The 16,704-nt window shown below is 65.2% G+C and carries 15 protein-coding genes and 1 pseudogene; 6 read left to right on the plus strand and 10 right to left on the minus strand.

Translation table 11 applies throughout. The features are described from left to right. The first annotated feature begins 46 nt into the window (after positions 1 to 46). From NQO67_RS23600 to NQO67_RS23610, 3 genes are all read left to right on the plus strand, one after another. Positions 47 to 1,051 (plus strand): ABC transporter substrate-binding protein, encoded by a 1,005-nt coding sequence (locus tag NQO67_RS23600; RefSeq protein WP_255952209.1) that lies wholly within the window; start codon positions 47 to 49, stop codon positions 1,049 to 1,051. A gap of 296 nt (positions 1,052 to 1,347) precedes the next feature. Continuing rightward, positions 1,348 to 2,319 carry an amino acid ABC transporter permease gene (locus tag NQO67_RS23605; RefSeq protein WP_374119072.1) on the plus strand — a complete coding sequence of 324 codons (972 nt, stop codon included), beginning with the start codon at positions 1,348 to 1,350 and terminating at the stop codon, positions 2,317 to 2,319. Then, positions 2,316 to 3,125, plus strand: coding sequence for an amino acid ABC transporter ATP-binding protein (locus NQO67_RS23610; RefSeq protein ID WP_374119073.1), 810 nt, complete (start codon positions 2,316 to 2,318; stop codon positions 3,123 to 3,125). Before NQO67_RS23605 ends, NQO67_RS23610 begins: the two co-directional genes overlap by 4 nt. A gap of 495 nt (positions 3,126 to 3,620) precedes the next feature. Here the strand turns inward: NQO67_RS23610 and NQO67_RS23615 are convergent. Beyond that, positions 3,621 to 4,025 (minus strand): annotated as a pseudogene (locus NQO67_RS23615) (SAM-dependent methyltransferase); the annotation flags it as partial. A 44-nt stretch (positions 4,026 to 4,069) separates the two neighbouring features. Here NQO67_RS23615 and NQO67_RS23620 point away from each other — a divergent pair. Beyond that, positions 4,070 to 5,587, plus strand: coding sequence for a recombinase family protein (locus NQO67_RS23620; RefSeq protein ID WP_255952210.1), 1,518 nt, complete (start codon positions 4,070 to 4,072; stop codon positions 5,585 to 5,587). A gap of 506 nt (positions 5,588 to 6,093) precedes the next feature. Here NQO67_RS23620 and NQO67_RS23625 read toward each other — a convergent pair. The 4 genes from NQO67_RS23625 to NQO67_RS23640 all read right to left on the minus strand — a co-directional run bounded on the left by NQO67_RS23625 (position 6,094) and on the right by NQO67_RS23640 (position 9,632). Beyond that, complete coding sequence (locus tag NQO67_RS23625; RefSeq protein ID WP_255952211.1) at positions 6,094 to 7,509, minus strand: replication initiator; 1,416 nt, start codon at positions 7,507 to 7,509, stop codon at positions 6,094 to 6,096. Positions 7,510 to 7,774: 265 nt separating this feature from the next. Beyond that, complete coding sequence (locus NQO67_RS23630) at positions 7,775 to 7,981, minus strand: hypothetical protein (RefSeq protein ID WP_255952212.1); 207 nt, start codon at positions 7,979 to 7,981, stop codon at positions 7,775 to 7,777. Next, positions 7,978 to 9,276, minus strand: coding sequence for an FtsK/SpoIIIE domain-containing protein (locus NQO67_RS23635; protein WP_255952213.1), 1,299 nt, complete (start codon positions 9,274 to 9,276; stop codon positions 7,978 to 7,980). The genes NQO67_RS23630 and NQO67_RS23635 overlap by 4 nt, the downstream gene beginning before the upstream one ends. Next, entirely contained in the window at positions 9,273 to 9,632 is a 360-nt protein-coding gene (locus NQO67_RS23640) for an SCO3933 family regulatory protein (protein WP_255952214.1), read from the minus strand. Before NQO67_RS23640 ends, NQO67_RS23635 begins: the two co-directional genes overlap by 4 nt. Before the next feature lie 154 nt (positions 9,633 to 9,786). Between NQO67_RS23640 and NQO67_RS44325 the strand changes: the two genes are divergently transcribed. Further along, complete coding sequence (locus tag NQO67_RS44325) at positions 9,787 to 10,569, plus strand: GntR family transcriptional regulator (protein WP_255952215.1); 783 nt, start codon at positions 9,787 to 9,789, stop codon at positions 10,567 to 10,569. 1,141 nt (positions 10,570 to 11,710) lie between these two features. On the opposite strand, the gene NQO67_RS23650 is transcribed toward NQO67_RS44325, so the two are convergent. After that, complete coding sequence (locus tag NQO67_RS23650) at positions 11,711 to 12,082, minus strand: SH3 domain-containing protein (protein ID WP_255952216.1); 372 nt, start codon at positions 12,080 to 12,082, stop codon at positions 11,711 to 11,713. Between the two features lie 266 nt (positions 12,083 to 12,348). Between NQO67_RS23650 and NQO67_RS23655 the strand changes: the two genes are divergently transcribed. After that, positions 12,349 to 12,723 carry a hypothetical protein gene (locus NQO67_RS23655; RefSeq protein ID WP_255952217.1) on the plus strand — a complete coding sequence of 125 codons (375 nt, stop codon included), beginning with the start codon at positions 12,349 to 12,351 and terminating at the stop codon, positions 12,721 to 12,723. A gap of 166 nt (positions 12,724 to 12,889) precedes the next feature. Here the strand turns inward: NQO67_RS23655 and NQO67_RS23660 are convergent, their stop codons facing one another. The 4 genes from NQO67_RS23660 to NQO67_RS23670 form a co-directional block, all read right to left on the minus strand. Continuing rightward, positions 12,890 to 13,612, minus strand: coding sequence for a FadR/GntR family transcriptional regulator (locus tag NQO67_RS23660; protein ID WP_255952218.1), 723 nt, complete (start codon positions 13,610 to 13,612; stop codon positions 12,890 to 12,892). A gap of 372 nt (positions 13,613 to 13,984) precedes the next feature. Next, complete coding sequence (locus tag NQO67_RS44820) at positions 13,985 to 14,497, minus strand: DUF7848 domain-containing protein (protein WP_445195104.1); 513 nt, start codon at positions 14,495 to 14,497, stop codon at positions 13,985 to 13,987. After that, positions 14,494 to 14,799, minus strand: a complete 306-nt coding sequence (locus NQO67_RS23665; RefSeq protein ID WP_255952219.1) for a DUF7848 domain-containing protein — start codon at positions 14,797 to 14,799, stop codon at positions 14,494 to 14,496. The genes NQO67_RS44820 and NQO67_RS23665 overlap by 4 nt, the downstream gene beginning before the upstream one ends. Positions 14,800 to 15,293: 494 nt before the next feature. After that, positions 15,294 to 16,514, minus strand: coding sequence for a helix-turn-helix domain-containing protein (locus tag NQO67_RS23670; RefSeq protein WP_255952220.1), 1,221 nt, complete (start codon positions 16,512 to 16,514; stop codon positions 15,294 to 15,296). Between the last annotated feature and the right edge of the window lie 190 nt (positions 16,515 to 16,704).

Genomic DNA, 16,704 nt, shown 5'->3' on the forward strand with positions numbered 1-16,704 from the left:
GTGCCCGTCGGCCATTGGCAACACCCTCACCGCCGGAGGACCCCGCATGACCCCCAACCCGACCCCACGTACCGCCGCCGTGGACGCCGCGTCGGCCCACCGGATCCCCGGTCGCGCAAGGTACCGGCTGGCCGCGCTCGGCGCGCTCGTGGTGACCGGCGCGCTGGTGCTCTCCGGCTGCGGCGACCAGACGAAGTCCAAGGACAAGGCGGACGACGGCGGCAAGTCGGGCTCCAGCAGCTCCGCACCGCTCGCCGACAAGCTGCCCCAGGAGATCCGCGACAAGGGCGTGATCCGGGTCGGCTCCGACATCGCGTACGCCCCCGTGGAGTTCAAGGACAAGGACGGCAACACCGCCGGCATCGACCCGGACCTGGCCGACGCCATGGGCTCGCTGCTCGGGGTGAAGTTCGACTTCCAGCGGGGCACCTTCGAGACGCTGCTCACCGGCCTGCGCTCCAAGCGGTACGACATAGCGATGTCCGCGATGACCGACAGCAAGGACCGGCAGAACGGTATCGACTCGGAGACCGGCAAGAAGGTCGGCGAGGGCGTCGACTTCGTCGACTACTTCAACGCGGGCGTGTCCATCTACACCCTCAAGGGCAAGACCCAGGGCATCAACGGCTGGGGCGACCTGTGCGGCAAGACGATCGTGTTGCAGCGCGCCACGATCTCCGACGACCTGGCCAAGGCCGAGGCGAAGAAGTGCCCGGCCGGCAAGAAGCTCACCATCGAGGCCTTCGACACCGACGAGCAGGCCCAGACCCGGCTGCGTTCCGGCGGCGCCGACGCCGGCTCGTCGGACTACCCGGTCGCCGCGTACGCGGTGCAGACCTCCGGTGGCGGCAAGGACTTCCAGATCGTCGGCAAGCAGGTGGAGGCCGCGCCGTACGGCATCGCGGTGGCGAAGTCGAACACCCAGCTGCGGGACGCCCTGAAGGCGGCCATGGACCAGCTGATCAAGGACGGCACCTACGCCAAGATCGTGCAGCGCTGGGGCGTGGAGAACGGCGCCGTCAAGCAGGCCGGCATCAACCTCGGCAAGTGATCGGCCGCCCCACCGGCCGGCGGTCGCCCGACCTGCCGGCCGCTGGGACCGACGGCGGCCGCGGTCCCCGCCGGTGACGACCTGGGGCCCGGCCGGTGATCGCCGGGTGGGTGCGGTCACGCATCCGCCGGCGGCAGGCCGTTCCACCCCACGAAGGCGCGCCGCGCGCACCGCCCGGGCAAGGAGACACGCGCCCCGGACGACCACCGACACTCCGGACACCGGACCACCCCCCGGATGCCCCGGCACCCATCAAACCGTGCCGACGTCATCGAGCAGTTGAAAGGCATACCCCCGTGTCAGACGAGATCGACAAGGCGGACGGCGCCCCGGAGGGCGCGCCGGCGGCCACGGCGCCCGCAACCGGGGTGCCGGCGGCCGGGCACGAGGCCATCAGGGCCGTCCCGGTCCGCCACTACGGGCGCTATCTCGCCGCCCTGATCGCCATAGCCGTCCTGGTCTCGATCGTCTACGCCTTCGCCCAGGGCAAGATCAACTGGGGCGCGGTCCCCGACTACTTCTTCGACCACCGCATCCTCAAGGGCGTCGGCCAGACGATGCTGCTGACGGTGCTGTCGATGCTGATCGGCGTCGCGGGCGGCATCCTCCTCGCGGTGATGCGCCTCTCGCCCAACCCGGTGACGTCGGGGATCGCCTGGTTCTACATCTGGTTCTTCCGCGGCACACCGGTCCTCGTCCAGCTGTTCGTCTGGTTCAACCTGGGCCTGGTCTTCGAGTACATCAACCTCGGACCGATCTACAAGAACTACTGGTCCGACTTCATGACGCCGTTCCTGACGGCACTGCTCGGGCTCGGCCTGAACGAGGCCGCGTACATGGCCGAGATCTGCCGGGCGGGCCTGATCTCCGTCGACGAGGGCCAGACGGAGGCCGCGCACGCGCTGGGCATGAGCCACGGCAAGACGCTGCGTCGCATCATCATCCCGCAGGCCATGCGGGTGATCGTGCCGCCGACCGGCAACGAGGTCATCAACATGTTGAAGACGACCTCGCTGGTCTCCGCGGTGCAGTACTACGAGCTGCTGCGCTATGCGCAGGACATCGGTCAGACCTCCGGCGCCCCGGTGGAGATGCTGTTCCTGGCCGCCGCGTGGTACCTGGTCATGACGTCCGTCCTGAGTATCGGGCAGTACTACATCGAGCGCCATTACGCCCGCGGCTCCAGCCGCAGCCTGCCGCCCACCCCGTGGCAGCGGGTGCGCGCGAACCTCACCTCGCTCGGCCGCCCGAACGGAGGCATGGCATGACCACCGACATGATCAAGGACGACGGCGCTTCGGCGGAGGCCGCTGGGCCCGCGATGGTCAAGGCCGAGGGCGTCCACAAGGCGTTCGGCAACCTCGAGGTGCTCAAGGGCATCGACCTGGAGGTGGCGTCCGGCGAGGTCTGCTGCCTCATCGGGCCCTCGGGCTCCGGCAAGTCCACGTTCCTGCGCTGCATCAACCACCTGGAGAAGATCAACGCGGGACGGCTGTACGTGGCCGGGGACCTGGTCGGCTACCGGCAGCAGGGCGAAAAGCTCTACGAGCTGCGCGATCACGAAGTGGCCCGCAAGCGCCGCGACATCGGCATGGTCTTCCAGCGCTTCAACCTCTTCCCGCACATGACCGCCGTCGAGAACATCATCGAGGCGCCGGTGCAGGTCAAGGGCATGAACAAGGCGGCGGCCCGGGAGCGCGCGCACGAGCTGCTGACCCGGGTCGGCCTGGCCGACAAGGCGTCCAGCTACCCGTCGCAGCTCTCCGGCGGCCAGCAGCAGCGGGTGGCGATCGCCCGCGCGTTGGCCATGGACCCCAAGCTGATGCTCTTCGACGAGCCGACGTCGGCGCTCGACCCGGAGCTGGTCGGCGACGTCCTGGACGTGATGCGCGACCTCGCCGAGTCCGGCATGACCATGATCGTGGTCACCCACGAGATGGGCTTCGCCCGAGAGGTCGGCGACTCCCTGGTCTTCATGGACGGCGGCGTGGTCGTCGAGTCCGGCCACCCGCGGGAGGTCCTCACCAACCCGCACCACGAACGAACCCAGTCCTTCCTGTCAAAGGTCCTGTAACCCCCACACACGACGGTCCCCCAGGGCCCACCCCCGAACCACCCGCCTGGCAGCGATCCGTCCCCCACCGCCCCGGTGGACACCGCTCACACAGTTCCCCGCACCCCAGCCCCACACGCTCGAAAGGGGCGCGGGGAACCACGCAACAAGCCACAACGCACCGACAGCCAACCACCACCCGCACCCCCACCCCCCTCTCAGGGGCGCGGGAAACTGCGCGACAAGCCACAACGCACAGACAGCCAACCACCGGCATACCCCACCCACTCCCTTCCAGGGGCGCGGGGAACTGCGCAACAAACCACGACGCACAGACAGCCAACCACCGACAGCCCCCACCCACCCCCCAGGGGCACGGGCCAAAGGCCAGAGGCCAAGGACCGGGCCCCCCCAGGCCCAGGCCCAGGGTCAAGGACCAGGGCCGAGCCCAAAGACCCAGGGAACCGCCGGCACCCGGGGGCCCGGGGCACCCCCCCGGCGGCCCTGACGACGACGTCAGCGCAGCGCGAGCACCACCGCATCGGTAGCCGAACACCACACCCCCCGCACCTCCCCGAACCCACTCTCCCGCAACACCCGCACATGCCACCCGACCGGCGCCGCCTCCCCATCCGCATGATCACCGTAGATCTCGAAGCGTCGAGCCGTCGGCCCGGCGAGCACGGGGTCCTGCGCGGCCAGCGCCCACCATTCGGACCAGTCGAGCGCGCCGGCCGCCTTGGCGCGCTCCCTCGCGGCGTGCCGGAACGTCCGCTCGGCCTCGTTGATCCGCGGCGTCGTGGGGTCGGGCATGTGGTCGGCGTTCATGAAGACGCCGCCCTCCCTGACCAGCCCGGCGAGCTGGCCGTAGAGCGTGGTGAGCGGCTCGCTGTGCATCCAGTGCAGGGCGGTGGCGGTGAGGAAAGTCCGCTAAACGCAGGTGTGTAGAGCGGAGGTAGACCATCATGGTGCAGGTGATCACGACCGAGTACGACGGGTGCGGCAAGTGCCTGGTAGGCGTGCGCCGGCTGTCGCGCATGAAGGACGCGAGCAACAGCCCCGAGAAGCAGGAGAACCACGTCCTCAGTGCTACGGAAGCGATCGGCGGCCACGTCATCGCCTGGGCCGACGACTGGGAGGTGTCCGGCGCCACGGACCCTCTCACGCGGCCCGGACTCGGTCCGTGGCTGCGAGGCGAGGCAGGCCCCTACTCGGGCATTGTGGGGGCCGCCGTGGACCGCATCGGCCGCAATCAACGGGACGTACTGAACACCGCTTACACCATCCACGAGTCCCAGCGCCTTCTGGTGACTTACGGGCACGATGGACCGTGGAACCTGGACGACCCGGCCGACGAGATGCGGCTTTCCATGGAGTCGTTTGGCGCACAGATGGAGCTACGAGCCATTCAGAAGCGAAACCGAGACGAGACGAAGCGCGCCCGCGCCGCCGGGCAACCGAAGCAGAAGAACCGGTACGGATACCGATTCGTTCGGCTCGTGCCGAACGGCAAGGTTGATCATGTCGAGATTGACCCTGTCGCAGCGGAAATCATTCGAAACGTCGCGGAACGCATTCTCCAGGACGAGAACGGCAAGGTGACTCTACACACGGAAGCCGCGAGGCTTAACCGCGAAGGTGTTCTCTCTCCGGCCGACTATCGATCCGTCATGTACGGACGAAAGCCGAAAGGAACACTCTGGAACGCGAAGACCCTCAATCGGCTACTAACGGAGGAAGCCTCGTTGGGGTATCTGATGCACGAGGACCGCCCCGTAATCGGAAAGGACGGCCACCCCGTACGCCTGGCCGCTCCTTTGTGGGATCGCGCCACCCGCGATGCACTAATCTCGAAGACCAAGCCGAAACAGAAAGGAGCCCGAGCACAGAAGGGGACTTACATGTTGACTGGCTTGTCTTTCTGCGGGAACTGCGGACAACGGCTGTATATTCTCGGCAGGGTCAACCAGTACAGCGCCTACGGTTGCACGGCTCGGGTACGAGGCATCCCCTCGTCGAAGGATTGCAAGCCGGGTCCGGTCATGTCGGTTCTCGAGCTGAACAAGAGGGTGGAGGAATGGTTCCTCGTGCGGTACGGCTCCGGTCAGCTCATGCGACGCGAGTTTGATCCGGGCACCGGCTACGCCGCACGAATCGCCGAGATCGAAGCGGACCGCAAGCGGCTGCGGAGTGACCGGTCAGCAGGGCTCTACGACTCTGACGACGACGCTGAATGGTACCGGCAGGAATACGGTCGCATGAGCCGTGAGATTGCCGAACTCAAGAACTTGCCGGACAGGCCCCCGGGCATGTGCATGGTACCGACCGGGAAGACCGTAGCGGACGAATGGCACGCCGCACACGACGACGCCGCACGTCGCGAACTCCTCAGCGGATTTGACATCCGGGTGACGCTCTTCGCCACGAGCGCAGAGCGGCGCTTCCAGGTGACCGGGGCCAACATCCACCAGCAGATCATGTAGGGGCATCACATGCTGAATAGCCCCGGAATGGGTCCATCCATCCGGGGCTATTCTATATCCTCAGAGCCTACCGCTGGAGTGCGGATGCACTCACAAAAGGCAACCGATAAAGGACCGTAAGCCCTGTGCGGGTTTTGAACTCCACAGGTTTGATCGAAAGAACGCACCGATCCCGACACGGCCCCAGAAGTGAAAGACGTCCCGCAACTTCCTCTCGACTCCAGACACCAAAGGGAAAGAAAAAGACGCCGACATCACAGTGATCAAAAAGACGGAAAGCTAGCCGGTCATCATCCAAGTCTTCAGCGAGAACCGGGATTTCTATCGCTTTGGTCACTATTTCCCACTGTCCGCCACGCCTCGCCTGTGAGTCAGATGGAGCACCGCCAAGAATACGAGAAACGTCACGCGCGACGCTCGGAGAATCGACCTTTACGCACCAGGTACTCGATTCTTCGTAGCGTCCGTCCACCAGGCGAACGGAAGAGAATGAGCCGACAACCGCATCAACCACACGGCCCCCGATCAGCGATCTCCTTTCGGACCTCACGCAAAGCCGCCAGATCCGCGGCTATCCCGGCAGCGATCTCCACCCCAGCGACGCTGTGACCAGAGCCGACGTATCGCCAGACCGCATCCGTGACGGTGCCGGTTGCGTCCATGTGGCCGACATACTGCGCACGCTGGGCACGGAGCGCGGCATACGTCGTCGAGTAGGCGCGGGATTTGGTTAGGATGTGCCCCCGGTAGCCGAGGGTGTGAGCCCAAGAGCGCAATCGAAGGTTTTCAAATTCCGGTAACCCACCCAGAACCCAGCAACTTGACATGAGAGTCTTCACGTGGCGTGACAGCGGCAGTAGGGAGATTTCCCCCAGTGACGTAATCGGACGGTCAATGCCGCCTGCATCGCCCACGCTTTTCGTGACGTACTTTGCTACATACGCAGCGACAGCTTCATCGGATATAGCGTCATCACACTTGAATGCGTGCCAAATTTCGTGCACATCGAACTGTGTGCCCCATTTGAAAATGGGCTCTCCAATCCCTCTCGCGTAGGCAGCGGTTACCTGTGTGGTGCGGACAACGGCATCTATCACGTCTATGAGCAGCTCTACGGTTGCCCAATGCGGGGGGTGGGAGACGGAGCCGTCGGGCCCATCTAGACGAATTACAGCGTGGAAATGGATCGCCCCACGCCGCTGATATTCCGCGACCTTAGCGAAAGACACGCGAGCATACTCGCCCAGGCGAGATTGTGTGATGCCTACCGCGGAGGCCAGGTGCCGGCGGATAGCCCGACAGGTCCTGTTCCAGAGTTCACCGGCATGCGCGTGCCACAGAACATGGCCTGTGTAGTCGTAGCAGGTCGAGCACAGCGGTTGCCCTACGAGCGGGTCACTGTCGGCATGTGTCTGCCCGCAGCCGATCCGGTGGCCATGCTCACACGTAGCACTATTGCGACGAGGCGTGCACGGGGCCCCTTTTCGGTGAGCGCGGTGCACAGGCCCGAATGAGGGAGCAGTCAGGGTGAGAAAGACCCGAGGATGCTCAGCAACGCTGTCAGGCGTGCCCTTGCCGCCTAGGAGGCCCGCACGCACGAGATGGAACGTGTCCCCCGCATAGAGTCGCGAGCAGGGCTGACAGCGCGTCTCACGCCGATTCCGACAGCGTACGGCCAGCCGACCGCCCGGTTCGTGTGTGGTGTCGTAGTGGTGCAGTACAGCACCGGTCGACGCTTCCAGGATGGTGGTGTGCCCGGCGAGGTAAATAGGGTGGGCGCAGCCACCGATTGCCGTGATCTGTTCCAACCAGCGGGGAAACAGTGGTTCTTGCGCGAGCCGGATCAGGTCTTTTTCTGTGTCGGTCAAACGGGGGCGCCCCGCAATCGAGGTCACGGGGCGCCGGGTTTCGTCTTTTGCCATGGGTGGTGATCTTTCGTTCTGGGCAGTGGCGAACACCGCCAACCTGGGATGGGGGAACACTGGATCTCCCTTCAAATGCGGGTTTTGGGTGGCTAGTCAGTTCTTACGGCGCGGTGGTCGAGGTGTGCTCCGGGGGCGACTACGGGAGCGACAGGAGGGGCAGGGCCGCTGGAGTCCGCCTTTTCGGAAGGGCCGAGGGTGGAGGCAGCGCGGGCAGTACACGTATTTCCTAGGCTTCATACTGCGTGTTCCTTTTCGGAGGTAGTCACACGAGCCGGGCGAGAACCCAGGAAACGAGTTCAGTTACGGTGAAAACCACCGGGGTCAATGCCGTGTAGATTCCGAAGAGGAAGACCAGCGCCGCTTGCCACCAGGCCATTTCGCGTGAGCGGACCAGTAGAACGGTGAATGCGCCGAAGACGATCATCAGCATCATTGCGCCGCCGTCGGTAACGCCCGTTCCCTCGATCATTCGGTGCCTCCTTTTGCGAGGGAGATGCTGACGCTGGGCAGGACCGGAGTGGTGCGCACGTGGCGCAGGGCCGCCGCTCGAGCGTCATCCCGTGTGGTGAGCAGGGACCGAGCCCGCATCCACTGGCCGTCCACGGACGTCACCGACATGCCGTGATCGTCAGTCTGAATGGTCAGTGCCGTTGCTACGGCGTCGGGCGAGAGGTCACCGAGGACCATTTCCGCACTGGCGGAGTCCGATACCCGGTGACAGACCCGTCCGGCCAGCTGTGCCCGCAGTGCGGTTGCTCCCGGGCCGAGTTCGGAGCCGAACCGCTGTGCGGCGACGACCAGGTGAATGCCCAGGGCCGCGCCCAGCTGTGCAAGCCGTAGTAAGGCCGAGGCACACTCCGCTGTCTCTGCCTTGGTCTCCCGGCTCCCATCGGACAGATACAACTCCGCGATCTCGTCGACCAGGACTACGACCGAGACTGGCCGCTCACCCTCCGGGAGCTCCCAGATGGAACGTGCAGCCGCTTCCTGGCACAGGGCCATGCGATCCTTTGCCTCTTGCAGCAGCCCCCGCAACACCCGCAGTGCTTGCGACCGGTCCGTAGCCAGGGCCGACAGCCGGGCCCGGATCAGACCGAGTTCCATGCCGCCCTTGCAGTCGATGCCCACCAGGGCGACAGGCTGCGAAGCCAACGCCCGCGCAAGCCGCAGCAGCCAGTTGGACTTACCCGACCGTGTGGCACCGACCACCAGCCAATGCGGCACCATCCGGAAGTCGATCACCCAGGCCGCGCCGTCCCCGAGCCGACCAAGCACCGCCTCCAGGAGGCGAGTCCGTACCTGTGGCAGCGCGCCCGGTTCCGTGCTCAGAGGGTCCCGCACGACGGCCACCACCAGGAGGTGACCGCGGGTGGGGGAGGTGATGCGTACCGAGTGCATGCGCCAGGCGTGCGTGATCGCATCCAGGGCAGCGACGAATTCGGCCGGAGTCTGCCCAGGGTGCAGCTTGATATGCACCGCCAGCCCGTTCCTGGTGGCCTTGATGGCTCCCAGGCGCGGGGGGATCGGTCGCAGCGATTGCCCCCTGACGTACGTGTCGCGCCCGATAAGTGTGTGTCGCGGTCGACGGACCACGCACAGGTCAGCCGTCTGACACAGCCGCCGCCACGTGAAGCGAATGCGCACGTGAGCCGCAGGATAGGCCAGCAGATACCAGCACCATCGGTTGCGATTGAACTTGTCTTCCCATCGCCGTTGGGTGAGTAGCGCGACGAGTACCAGGACCAGGACCACGAGGAGAATCACGCCCGGTCACCCCCCGCCGCCTTACCTCGCGCAGCAGGAGCCGCCCCGGCCACATGCACGGCCGCAGCCCGGAACGAGGTCCCCTTACGGCCGTCGATCTCCCAGGAGGTAGCCACCAGGTCGACCACATCCACCCGGGCGCCCTCACTGATCACGGCCGGCTCGCCGGAGACCGTCACGTCGATCACGTCAGCCCGCCGACCGTCCTTCTGACGCACGGCTAGCCCCACCGTCCACGTGGGGTTGCCCTCACGGTCTTTGCGCACCTCCCCGGTGTCCCGGTTCACCCGAGGTTCCGGAGGTACCACGCACATGACAATGCCCAGCCGTGCCACATCTACCGGGATGCTCTGCACAGAGCCCCACCTCTTCCACTCCAGCCCGGATCACCCATCCGGACGTTACTTATCCTGATGAGTTATGAGTATGAAGGGGTGGATCGCCAGTGCGCAAGCACTTATGCTGACGAGTAGCAAGCTGATGACTGACCTGAGATAGAAGGGGGACCCAGTGCCGGGTGACATCAAGCGCCCTGAACCGCTCTACAAGCAGCTCGCCGCCGCCCTCGCCGAGGCCATCGCCGCAGGTGAGTACGCGCCCGGGGAGCTACTGCCGTCCGAGACCCAGCTGATGAGCCGGTACGACGTTTCCCGGCCGACCGCCCGGAGCGCAGTCGCGGAGCTTCGGAACATGGGTCTTGTCACGAGCCAGCACGGCAAGGGGACGTTGGTCCGTGGAGCGGAGACCACCACGCCCAGGTCCACCGTCGCCCGAGGCATCAACCGCGCCGGCAAGGCCCTCCAGCTGACCGACAGCCTGATTGTTGTGGAGGCTGGGACCGTGACGCGCACGCACCTGGAAGGGATGGTGGGCGAGTTGCTGGAGAGGCCCGACGAGGCCGCGTTCACCTGCGACCGCTTGCTAGCCGATCCGGAGACCGGCGACCGCACCGCCCACCGCCTGTACATCCCGTTCGACGTCGCGGAGAAGGTGCCGGCCCTTGCCGAAACACCCGACGCTGAGCCCGCCGACATCTACAACAGGCTGGTCGAAGCAGGCCATGCCTTGATGTGGACCGAGTACCCATCCGCACGGAACCCCGTGCCGGACGAGCGTGCCGCCCTCAACGTGCCCGATGGTGCTCCGATCCTGGTCAGCCACCGGGTCACGCTGACGGACAACGGACACCCGCTGGTCTGCGAGGAGTTGCGGACCAGCGCCGCACACACGCGTCTTGCGTTCCGGATCACCCCGGAGAAGGTCCCCGCCCGCCGTAAGGCTCGATCGGTCTAAATCCGCTTCACTTACTCAAGGGCGCGCCTACGGCGCGCCGGGCGCCAAGCCGCTTCCGGCCGGGCTGCGGCGCAAGCGCCGGTCCCGGCCGAGCGACAGCGCCCAACCCCACCCGCACCCCGAGACGTGACGATGCCCCGCGCGCCACCAGGCGTACGGGGCATCTTCACGTCTACCGTCAGCGATCACATGTGTCGGCATGCTGCCGCGCCATCGCATCCACGGACCCGAAACCCGCAGCGTGCCGGTCCATCCGGCATCCGGAGCACACGATCCACTTGTGCCCCTTCTCGTCCTCCAGGACCTGAACCTTGCCCCGGCGACGTGTCCTGTAGGGACGACCGACTACCCGACGCTGCATACCTTCCCCCGTCCATCTGATCCGTGCGCGGTGTGTGAGGTCAAAGATGCTGTGGCTGGGGCGGGCGGCGACGGAGGCTTTAGGCAGCCACCATGGGGCGAGCCTCTAAGATCATGGCCCCTAGCCGGGCTGTTGCGGGCAGGCACAGTGCTGCCCGGCCCGCGGCAAGCGTAAGGGGCCATGATCACTCGCCCCATGGCAGCTCCCGCCCAAAGCCTCCGTCGCCGCCCGCGTGCCCACAGCGAGGCCACGTCCCCTCTACCTCACCCATCGCCGAGCCCCCAGCGACCTACCGCCCAGCCGCAGAAGCTCTGTCACTGTCCGAATGCCCTCCACCGTCGCCCGCAGACGCACCACAGGCACGCCCCCCGCCCCGGTCGAGGCAACCGCCTTCAAGTCGACGGACCGTAACCCCGCCTCTTCAACCGCGTTGTTCCAGGCCATCGCGGCATCCCGAGCCTCAGCCCAGCCTTTGACGTAGGGCACCTCCCGCACCCAGATTGCATCCTCAAAGGTCCGGTCAACGCCCCACTCTCCGGTTTCCCGAGGATCATCAAACCCCGTCATCGCGCCTCCACCCCGCACTGCGCATTCCGCAGAAAATCATTCAAGATCGCTAACGCCAGAACTTCCGAGGGTACCTAGACGCACACGCCCGGTCACGACGGAACAGGCCGCGCAGCCGCCATTCCTCCATACGGGTGACACGCCGACGGCGGCCAGCACCCCAACCCAAAGGGATACCGACCGCCATCAGCACCGACCCGACACGACGGGCCGTCAGCAGAGCCAGTTCAGATACAGCTTGGAGACGTAGCCGGACCACCCAGCCGCCGGCCCACTGGTCACCCGCACACGCGTCCACTCGCTGTTCACCGGGTAGAGCGGATCCATCGTGGTGCCCGGATACATCAGCGCCAGGACCGCCCCGTCATACCCCGGCCGCGCCCGCAGCCTCAGGCCGCTGACCTGACTGGTCACTCGGTGACACGAGCCCCACCCAATGGTGGATACCGGTACCGCAGCGCCGGCCCCCTGACTCCCGTAGTCCCCGGCCGAATCAGAGTGCCCAGCCGAGCACGTGGCCAGCAGCAGCCCGAGCGCCACACCGACCAGGCCGAGCGAAAACGCGTGCCTCTTGAAGAAGATCATCAACCCACACCTTCCTACTCCAGCCACAAGCCGCCCGACACATTCGGACGTGCCTTGTTCTGATGAGTCATGAGTATGGGAGGGGCGACTCCCCGAGTGCAAGCACTTGTCATGATGAGTAGCGAGTCGAGAGCGCGCGACAGCAGTCACACACCCCGGCCGCGCGCCGCACTCTCCACGCTGTCGACGCGCATCGTGATCACACGCACGCGTGGAACCACCAGCCCCACCGTGCCTCTGACGCCCCGTCAGGCGTTGGTCAGCGCGTGAAAAAGATGATCTATACGGCAATCGGACTGACCGCTGTTCTTGGCGTCCTCCCGATGGCCGGCTCAGCAGCAGCAGACAGCAGCGATTGCACGCACAACTGGGACGGTCCGCAGATCTGCATCAAGCTCGAAGGCAACAACGGATGGAACTCGGTCACCGGGAGGTGGACGAACCCACCCTCAGACGTCAAGAGCAGGCCCATGACGATGTGGCTGAATGGGAAGAAGGACGACACCCAAACCGCCAAGCGGCACGGTGACGAAATCAGCTACCACTGGACCGGATTTCAGCAGGGCACCGGCGTGGAAGTCTGCGTGACCATCAAGGGCAGCGAGCGCAAAGCCTGCCAGACCACCGAATACAACGGCTAAATAACCATAAATAGCAAAAAAGCCCCGTCCGGTGCAAATGGAGTGCACCGGGCGGGGCCCCTCTTTGTAGCACACGAATGAGCACGATGAACCCCGCCCCGTGCCGGGTGTGGGGACCTGGGAAAGTCTCCGTTGCGTCACCGGCAGGGGGCGGGAGGTCAGGGATTCAGGTGGTGGGCTCTAACGCGGAGTCCAAGGGTTTCGCCAGTAGGTCCCGCATTGCTCGTTCCGCTTCCTTGCTGTCCTGCTGGCGAAGTGCCTGGACGACAGCTTGGTGACGTTCCACCGAGGCTTCCGTGTAGTCACACGTGGTCGACTCCGTGCAGGTGATCAGACCTCGGGGAACGATCGCGGAGAGGTGGTTAACCATGACGCTGCCAGCGGCGCTTATCAGGTGCCGGTGAAAGCAGGCATCTGCATGGTCGAACTGGTCCGCTTGGTCGAGGCGTACGGCATCATCCATGTCCATGACGGACTCGGTCAGGAGCTGCCATGCGGTCGGGTTTTCCGTTGCAGCAGCGAGACGTGCCGCGAAGAGCTCAACGACCTGCCGGAGTTCATTTAACTCCTTGCGCTGGTTGTGTGCCTGTGGTCCCAGCGCCCGCCACTCCATGACCTCAGGATCAAGGAGGTTCCACTCATTGACGGGGCGAATGACGGTGCCCACATTAGGGCGAGCGGAGATCATTCCTTTGGATTCCAGGCAACGGATTGCCTCACGAATGACAGTACGCGATGCCCCAAAGTGCTGCACCAGATCGTCTATAACGATGGGACTGTTAGTCAATCCCTCGTTTGTGACAATCATCTGCCCCAGCTCGTTGACGACTTCGCCATGAAGACCACGCCTGCGCTTGGGTCGGTTGAGAGAACTGAGTGGCAGACTCACGCCCCAGCCTCCGCGTGTTCCTGAGAGTTCCGGACCACGGCCAGAAGTGCTCGGGCCGTACTCAGGTTACAGCGCCCCAAGTCGATAAGAGGCCGCAGGTCAAACAAAGCGTCTCCCTTAGGTTCCACCCATAGCGACGGGAGCACGACTCCCCGGCTCTTCAGCGCCTCGTTGAGTTCATTGCACACCGCCTCAGCTTCACCGCGATTTACCCTTGCAGCCTGCGGGTCAGGACCATTCGTCATTTCTGTCCGTCTACTTTCCGTTCAGGGGTGGCGGGTAAATCTGGCTCCCGCATTTCTTGCACTTGTTCGTTTCCGGGTCCAATTCCGCATGGTTGCATGGCTCGTTCTTCTTTTTCGCCATGCCCCGTCAACCCTTACCGAGGAAAAACACTGAGGTAAGGACGACCCCGAGGGCGGTGCATAGCCCGGTCATGCACAGCGGTCCGGCCAACCAGCCGACAAACGCCATCGCGCGTGTGACCCAGGCAGGAACCCAACGACGCTGTTGTGAGCGCGCGGCGGCATGGCGGGCCGATCGACGCTGCGGCTGGTCGGGGCCTGTGCCGGTCGTTTCCGCATCGCCGGGGCGCGGCTGGCCGGTGTGGACGGGGACCGGTGAGGAGGCGGGCTGGCTGATCCTGATGTCAGGGTCGACGCGCCACTGTGTGCGCACGACGGAGACGTAGTTTCGGTGGTTCGGGTTGGCGCGGGTGTGCTCGACCGCCCACGCCCCAACGGAGCGCGCCACATCGGCGCCCTGCCCGGACGTTTCCCGGCACGTGGTGCACTGCGCGCCGTAGACAGCCTCCCGCCCACCCAGGTCGCCGACCGCCCGGAGTACCCACTCGGCCCCGGTCAGGACCGCGTATGCGTCGCTCATAGCCACGCCCCCGGTACAGCGCGGTAGGGGCGCGTGATGAGCTCCCGGTAGTCGAGATGGGTCGGGTTGTCTTTGAAGTGCTCCACAGCCCACGCCATGCCATCCTCACCGTCCTCGACGGTGGGACCCATCGCGCCGCAGGTGCCGCAGTACATCGTGTACGTGACGAGGAAGGCTTCAGGGCGGTAGTCCGGACCGACAGCGTGTTCCTGGCTCCGGAACACCCCTCGCGCCCGACCCTCTCCGCTGGCCGTCGTTCTCGCCGCCACTTGCTGTGAGGCGGATGCTGAGTTGCCGCTCATCCCGCCACCCGCATGCCGTGAATCATCCGCGGACCGACGTCGATACCGTGCACGGCCAGCCACAACGCCCGCCGCCGCTCCCGCTGCCGCCGCACTTCCGACTCCCGATCAGAAGCAGTCACATACGGCCGGACAAGCTGTACGTCTTCCCCCTGCAACACCAGCTCGCTAGAGCGCGTAGCCGGCACGGTGCCGTGCTGGATAGCGGGGTATCGGTTGGCAGGCATGCGGACGGCAGCCGTGTCCGGCCGGTGACAGCCCAATGAAGGCGGTAACGCGCGTGCCAGCACCTGAACGATCCAAACGCCCCATCGGATAGGGTCCATCTGTTCAACCTCTCAGCCAGGTTGGGCAGTGCCCTCGGACCGCGACTTCGCCAGAGCGGTTCGAGGGCTTCTGACTGTCAAAGGATGCTCAGTGCAAAACAAAGGAAGTACCCCATGTAGGGGTACTTCCTGAGTGCCGGTCAGCTTGACAGAAGGCTCACCTTCCCGTCAGGCCACGGCTTGGCCCATCCAAGTTGCAAGCGTTCGTACCTCCTGGCCAGCGTGGCGGTATCGCTCGGCGAGGAGCCGCACCGCTTCGCGGGCCATCGGGTGGTAGCGGGTCTGTTGTGGCGCTACTTGGCGAGCATCTTGCAATGCCGTGAGAGCTTTGTCCCGATCGCCGACGGCGAGGAAGGCACGAGCGGCGTCGATGTGATGATGTCCCCGCCGGGTACGCGGAAGCGACGAAGGCAGACGCAAAACACTTGCCCTCTTCGCCGCCTCTTCTGGGTTCTTGAGTTCCACCTGAGCGGCGATTCCGTGTACAGCGACATTGACCGGGCCGAATGTGAGGTGGTAATGGACACGATCATTTTTGTCTGGGATTTGCTCGGCGAGCCGGGCAGCCTCGCTCAGGTGGTGTTCGGTGGCTTGGTCGTCTCGGGCACGAGAGGCCAGGGTGGCCTCCCGCAGACGCAAGCTTCCCAGTAGCGTGACCGCCGCAGGCGAGGATGTTCCAGTCTCTTCAGCGAGTTGAGCACGGGCGCGTGCCAGCAGTCGGAGCCCGGCATCGTATTCGTGAGCGGCTTGGAATCCACCAGCACGTGACCACTGAGCGAGCGCGACTGTCAACGGGTCTCCGGAGAGGTCCGCCGCCCAGCGTTGCCGATCATCCAACTGTCCGGCGAGATCTGCATACCCGAGACGGTAGGCCAAGCAGTGCGCCATGTAGTAGGAGGAAGCCAGCATTTGCGCAGCCCGCCGCTTCCTGTCACCGTCCAGCGTATGGACTACCGCTGTGAGTTCCTCCAGCAGTTCAGGCAAGGCTTGCCCAAGGCGGGTGTACCGAGCTGCGGCACGGTGCCGCGTCGCTTCCTCTACATCGTTGGCAATCTCCCCTAGAGGGCGTGGCGTGGGCCGCCACTCTGGAGGAAGATCGAATGCACGTACAACTGTCCGGATGGCAGCGATAGGGGCGTGTGCCCTCTCGTCGGATCGTTGTTGTCCGCGGTAGGGCTGGCCGGTCAGCTCCTCCACACTCACTGCAAGTGTTCGTGCTGCCGTAGTGAGGAAGCCATGGGTGGGCAACCGCTCACCCCGCTCAACTTTGCGGATGTTTCCGAGGGAGAGGTGAGAGTGTTCCGCGAGCTCGCGCTGAGTGTAGCCCGCAAGCTTTCGGTAAGAGGCGATCCTGGCCCCGACGCTCTCTTCGACATGGTTACTAGGCATACTGGACTCCGTTTCGACTTCAGCAATCGAAACGGTACTCCGCAGACTTGGGTCTCGGGTACACGACGACCCTCGCGAACGCGGGGGTCGTCATCATGTCGGCACGCTGTCGCGTCGTCCGGTTCCGTGGCCCCCTCCTGCCCGGAAACGTGGGTTGCCACCTCTGGAGTTGCTTCCTAATCGCCACCCA

It is taken from the genome of Streptomyces odontomachi, from assembly GCF_024435355.1.
In the GTDB taxonomy this organism is placed as follows: Bacteria; Actinomycetota; Actinomycetes; order Streptomycetales; family Streptomycetaceae; genus Streptomyces; species Streptomyces odontomachi.

Coding starts and splice junctions, on each gene's coding strand:
- NQO67_RS44820 (WP_445195104.1), bottom strand. CDS start 14,497: ATGAGCGACGCATACGCGGTCCTGACCGGGGCCGAGTGGGTACTCCGG.
- NQO67_RS23670 (WP_255952220.1), bottom strand. CDS start 16,514: ATGCCTAGTAACCATGTCGAAGAGAGCGTCGGGGCCAGGATCGCCTCT.
- NQO67_RS23625 (WP_255952211.1), bottom strand. CDS start 7,509: ATGGCAAAAGACGAAACCCGGCGCCCCGTGACCTCGATTGCGGGGCGC.
- NQO67_RS23630 (WP_255952212.1), bottom strand. CDS start 7,981: ATGATCGAGGGAACGGGCGTTACCGACGGCGGCGCAATGATGCTGATG.
- NQO67_RS23650 (WP_255952216.1), bottom strand. CDS start 12,082: ATGATCTTCTTCAAGAGGCACGCGTTTTCGCTCGGCCTGGTCGGTGTG.
- NQO67_RS23665 (WP_255952219.1), bottom strand. CDS start 14,799: ATGAGCGGCAACTCAGCATCCGCCTCACAGCAAGTGGCGGCGAGAACG.
- NQO67_RS23600 (WP_255952209.1), top strand. CDS start 47: ATGACCCCCAACCCGACCCCACGTACCGCCGCCGTGGACGCCGCGTCG.
- NQO67_RS23620 (WP_255952210.1), top strand. CDS start 4,070: ATGGTGCAGGTGATCACGACCGAGTACGACGGGTGCGGCAAGTGCCTG.
- NQO67_RS23610 (WP_374119073.1), top strand. CDS start 2,316: ATGACCACCGACATGATCAAGGACGACGGCGCTTCGGCGGAGGCCGCT.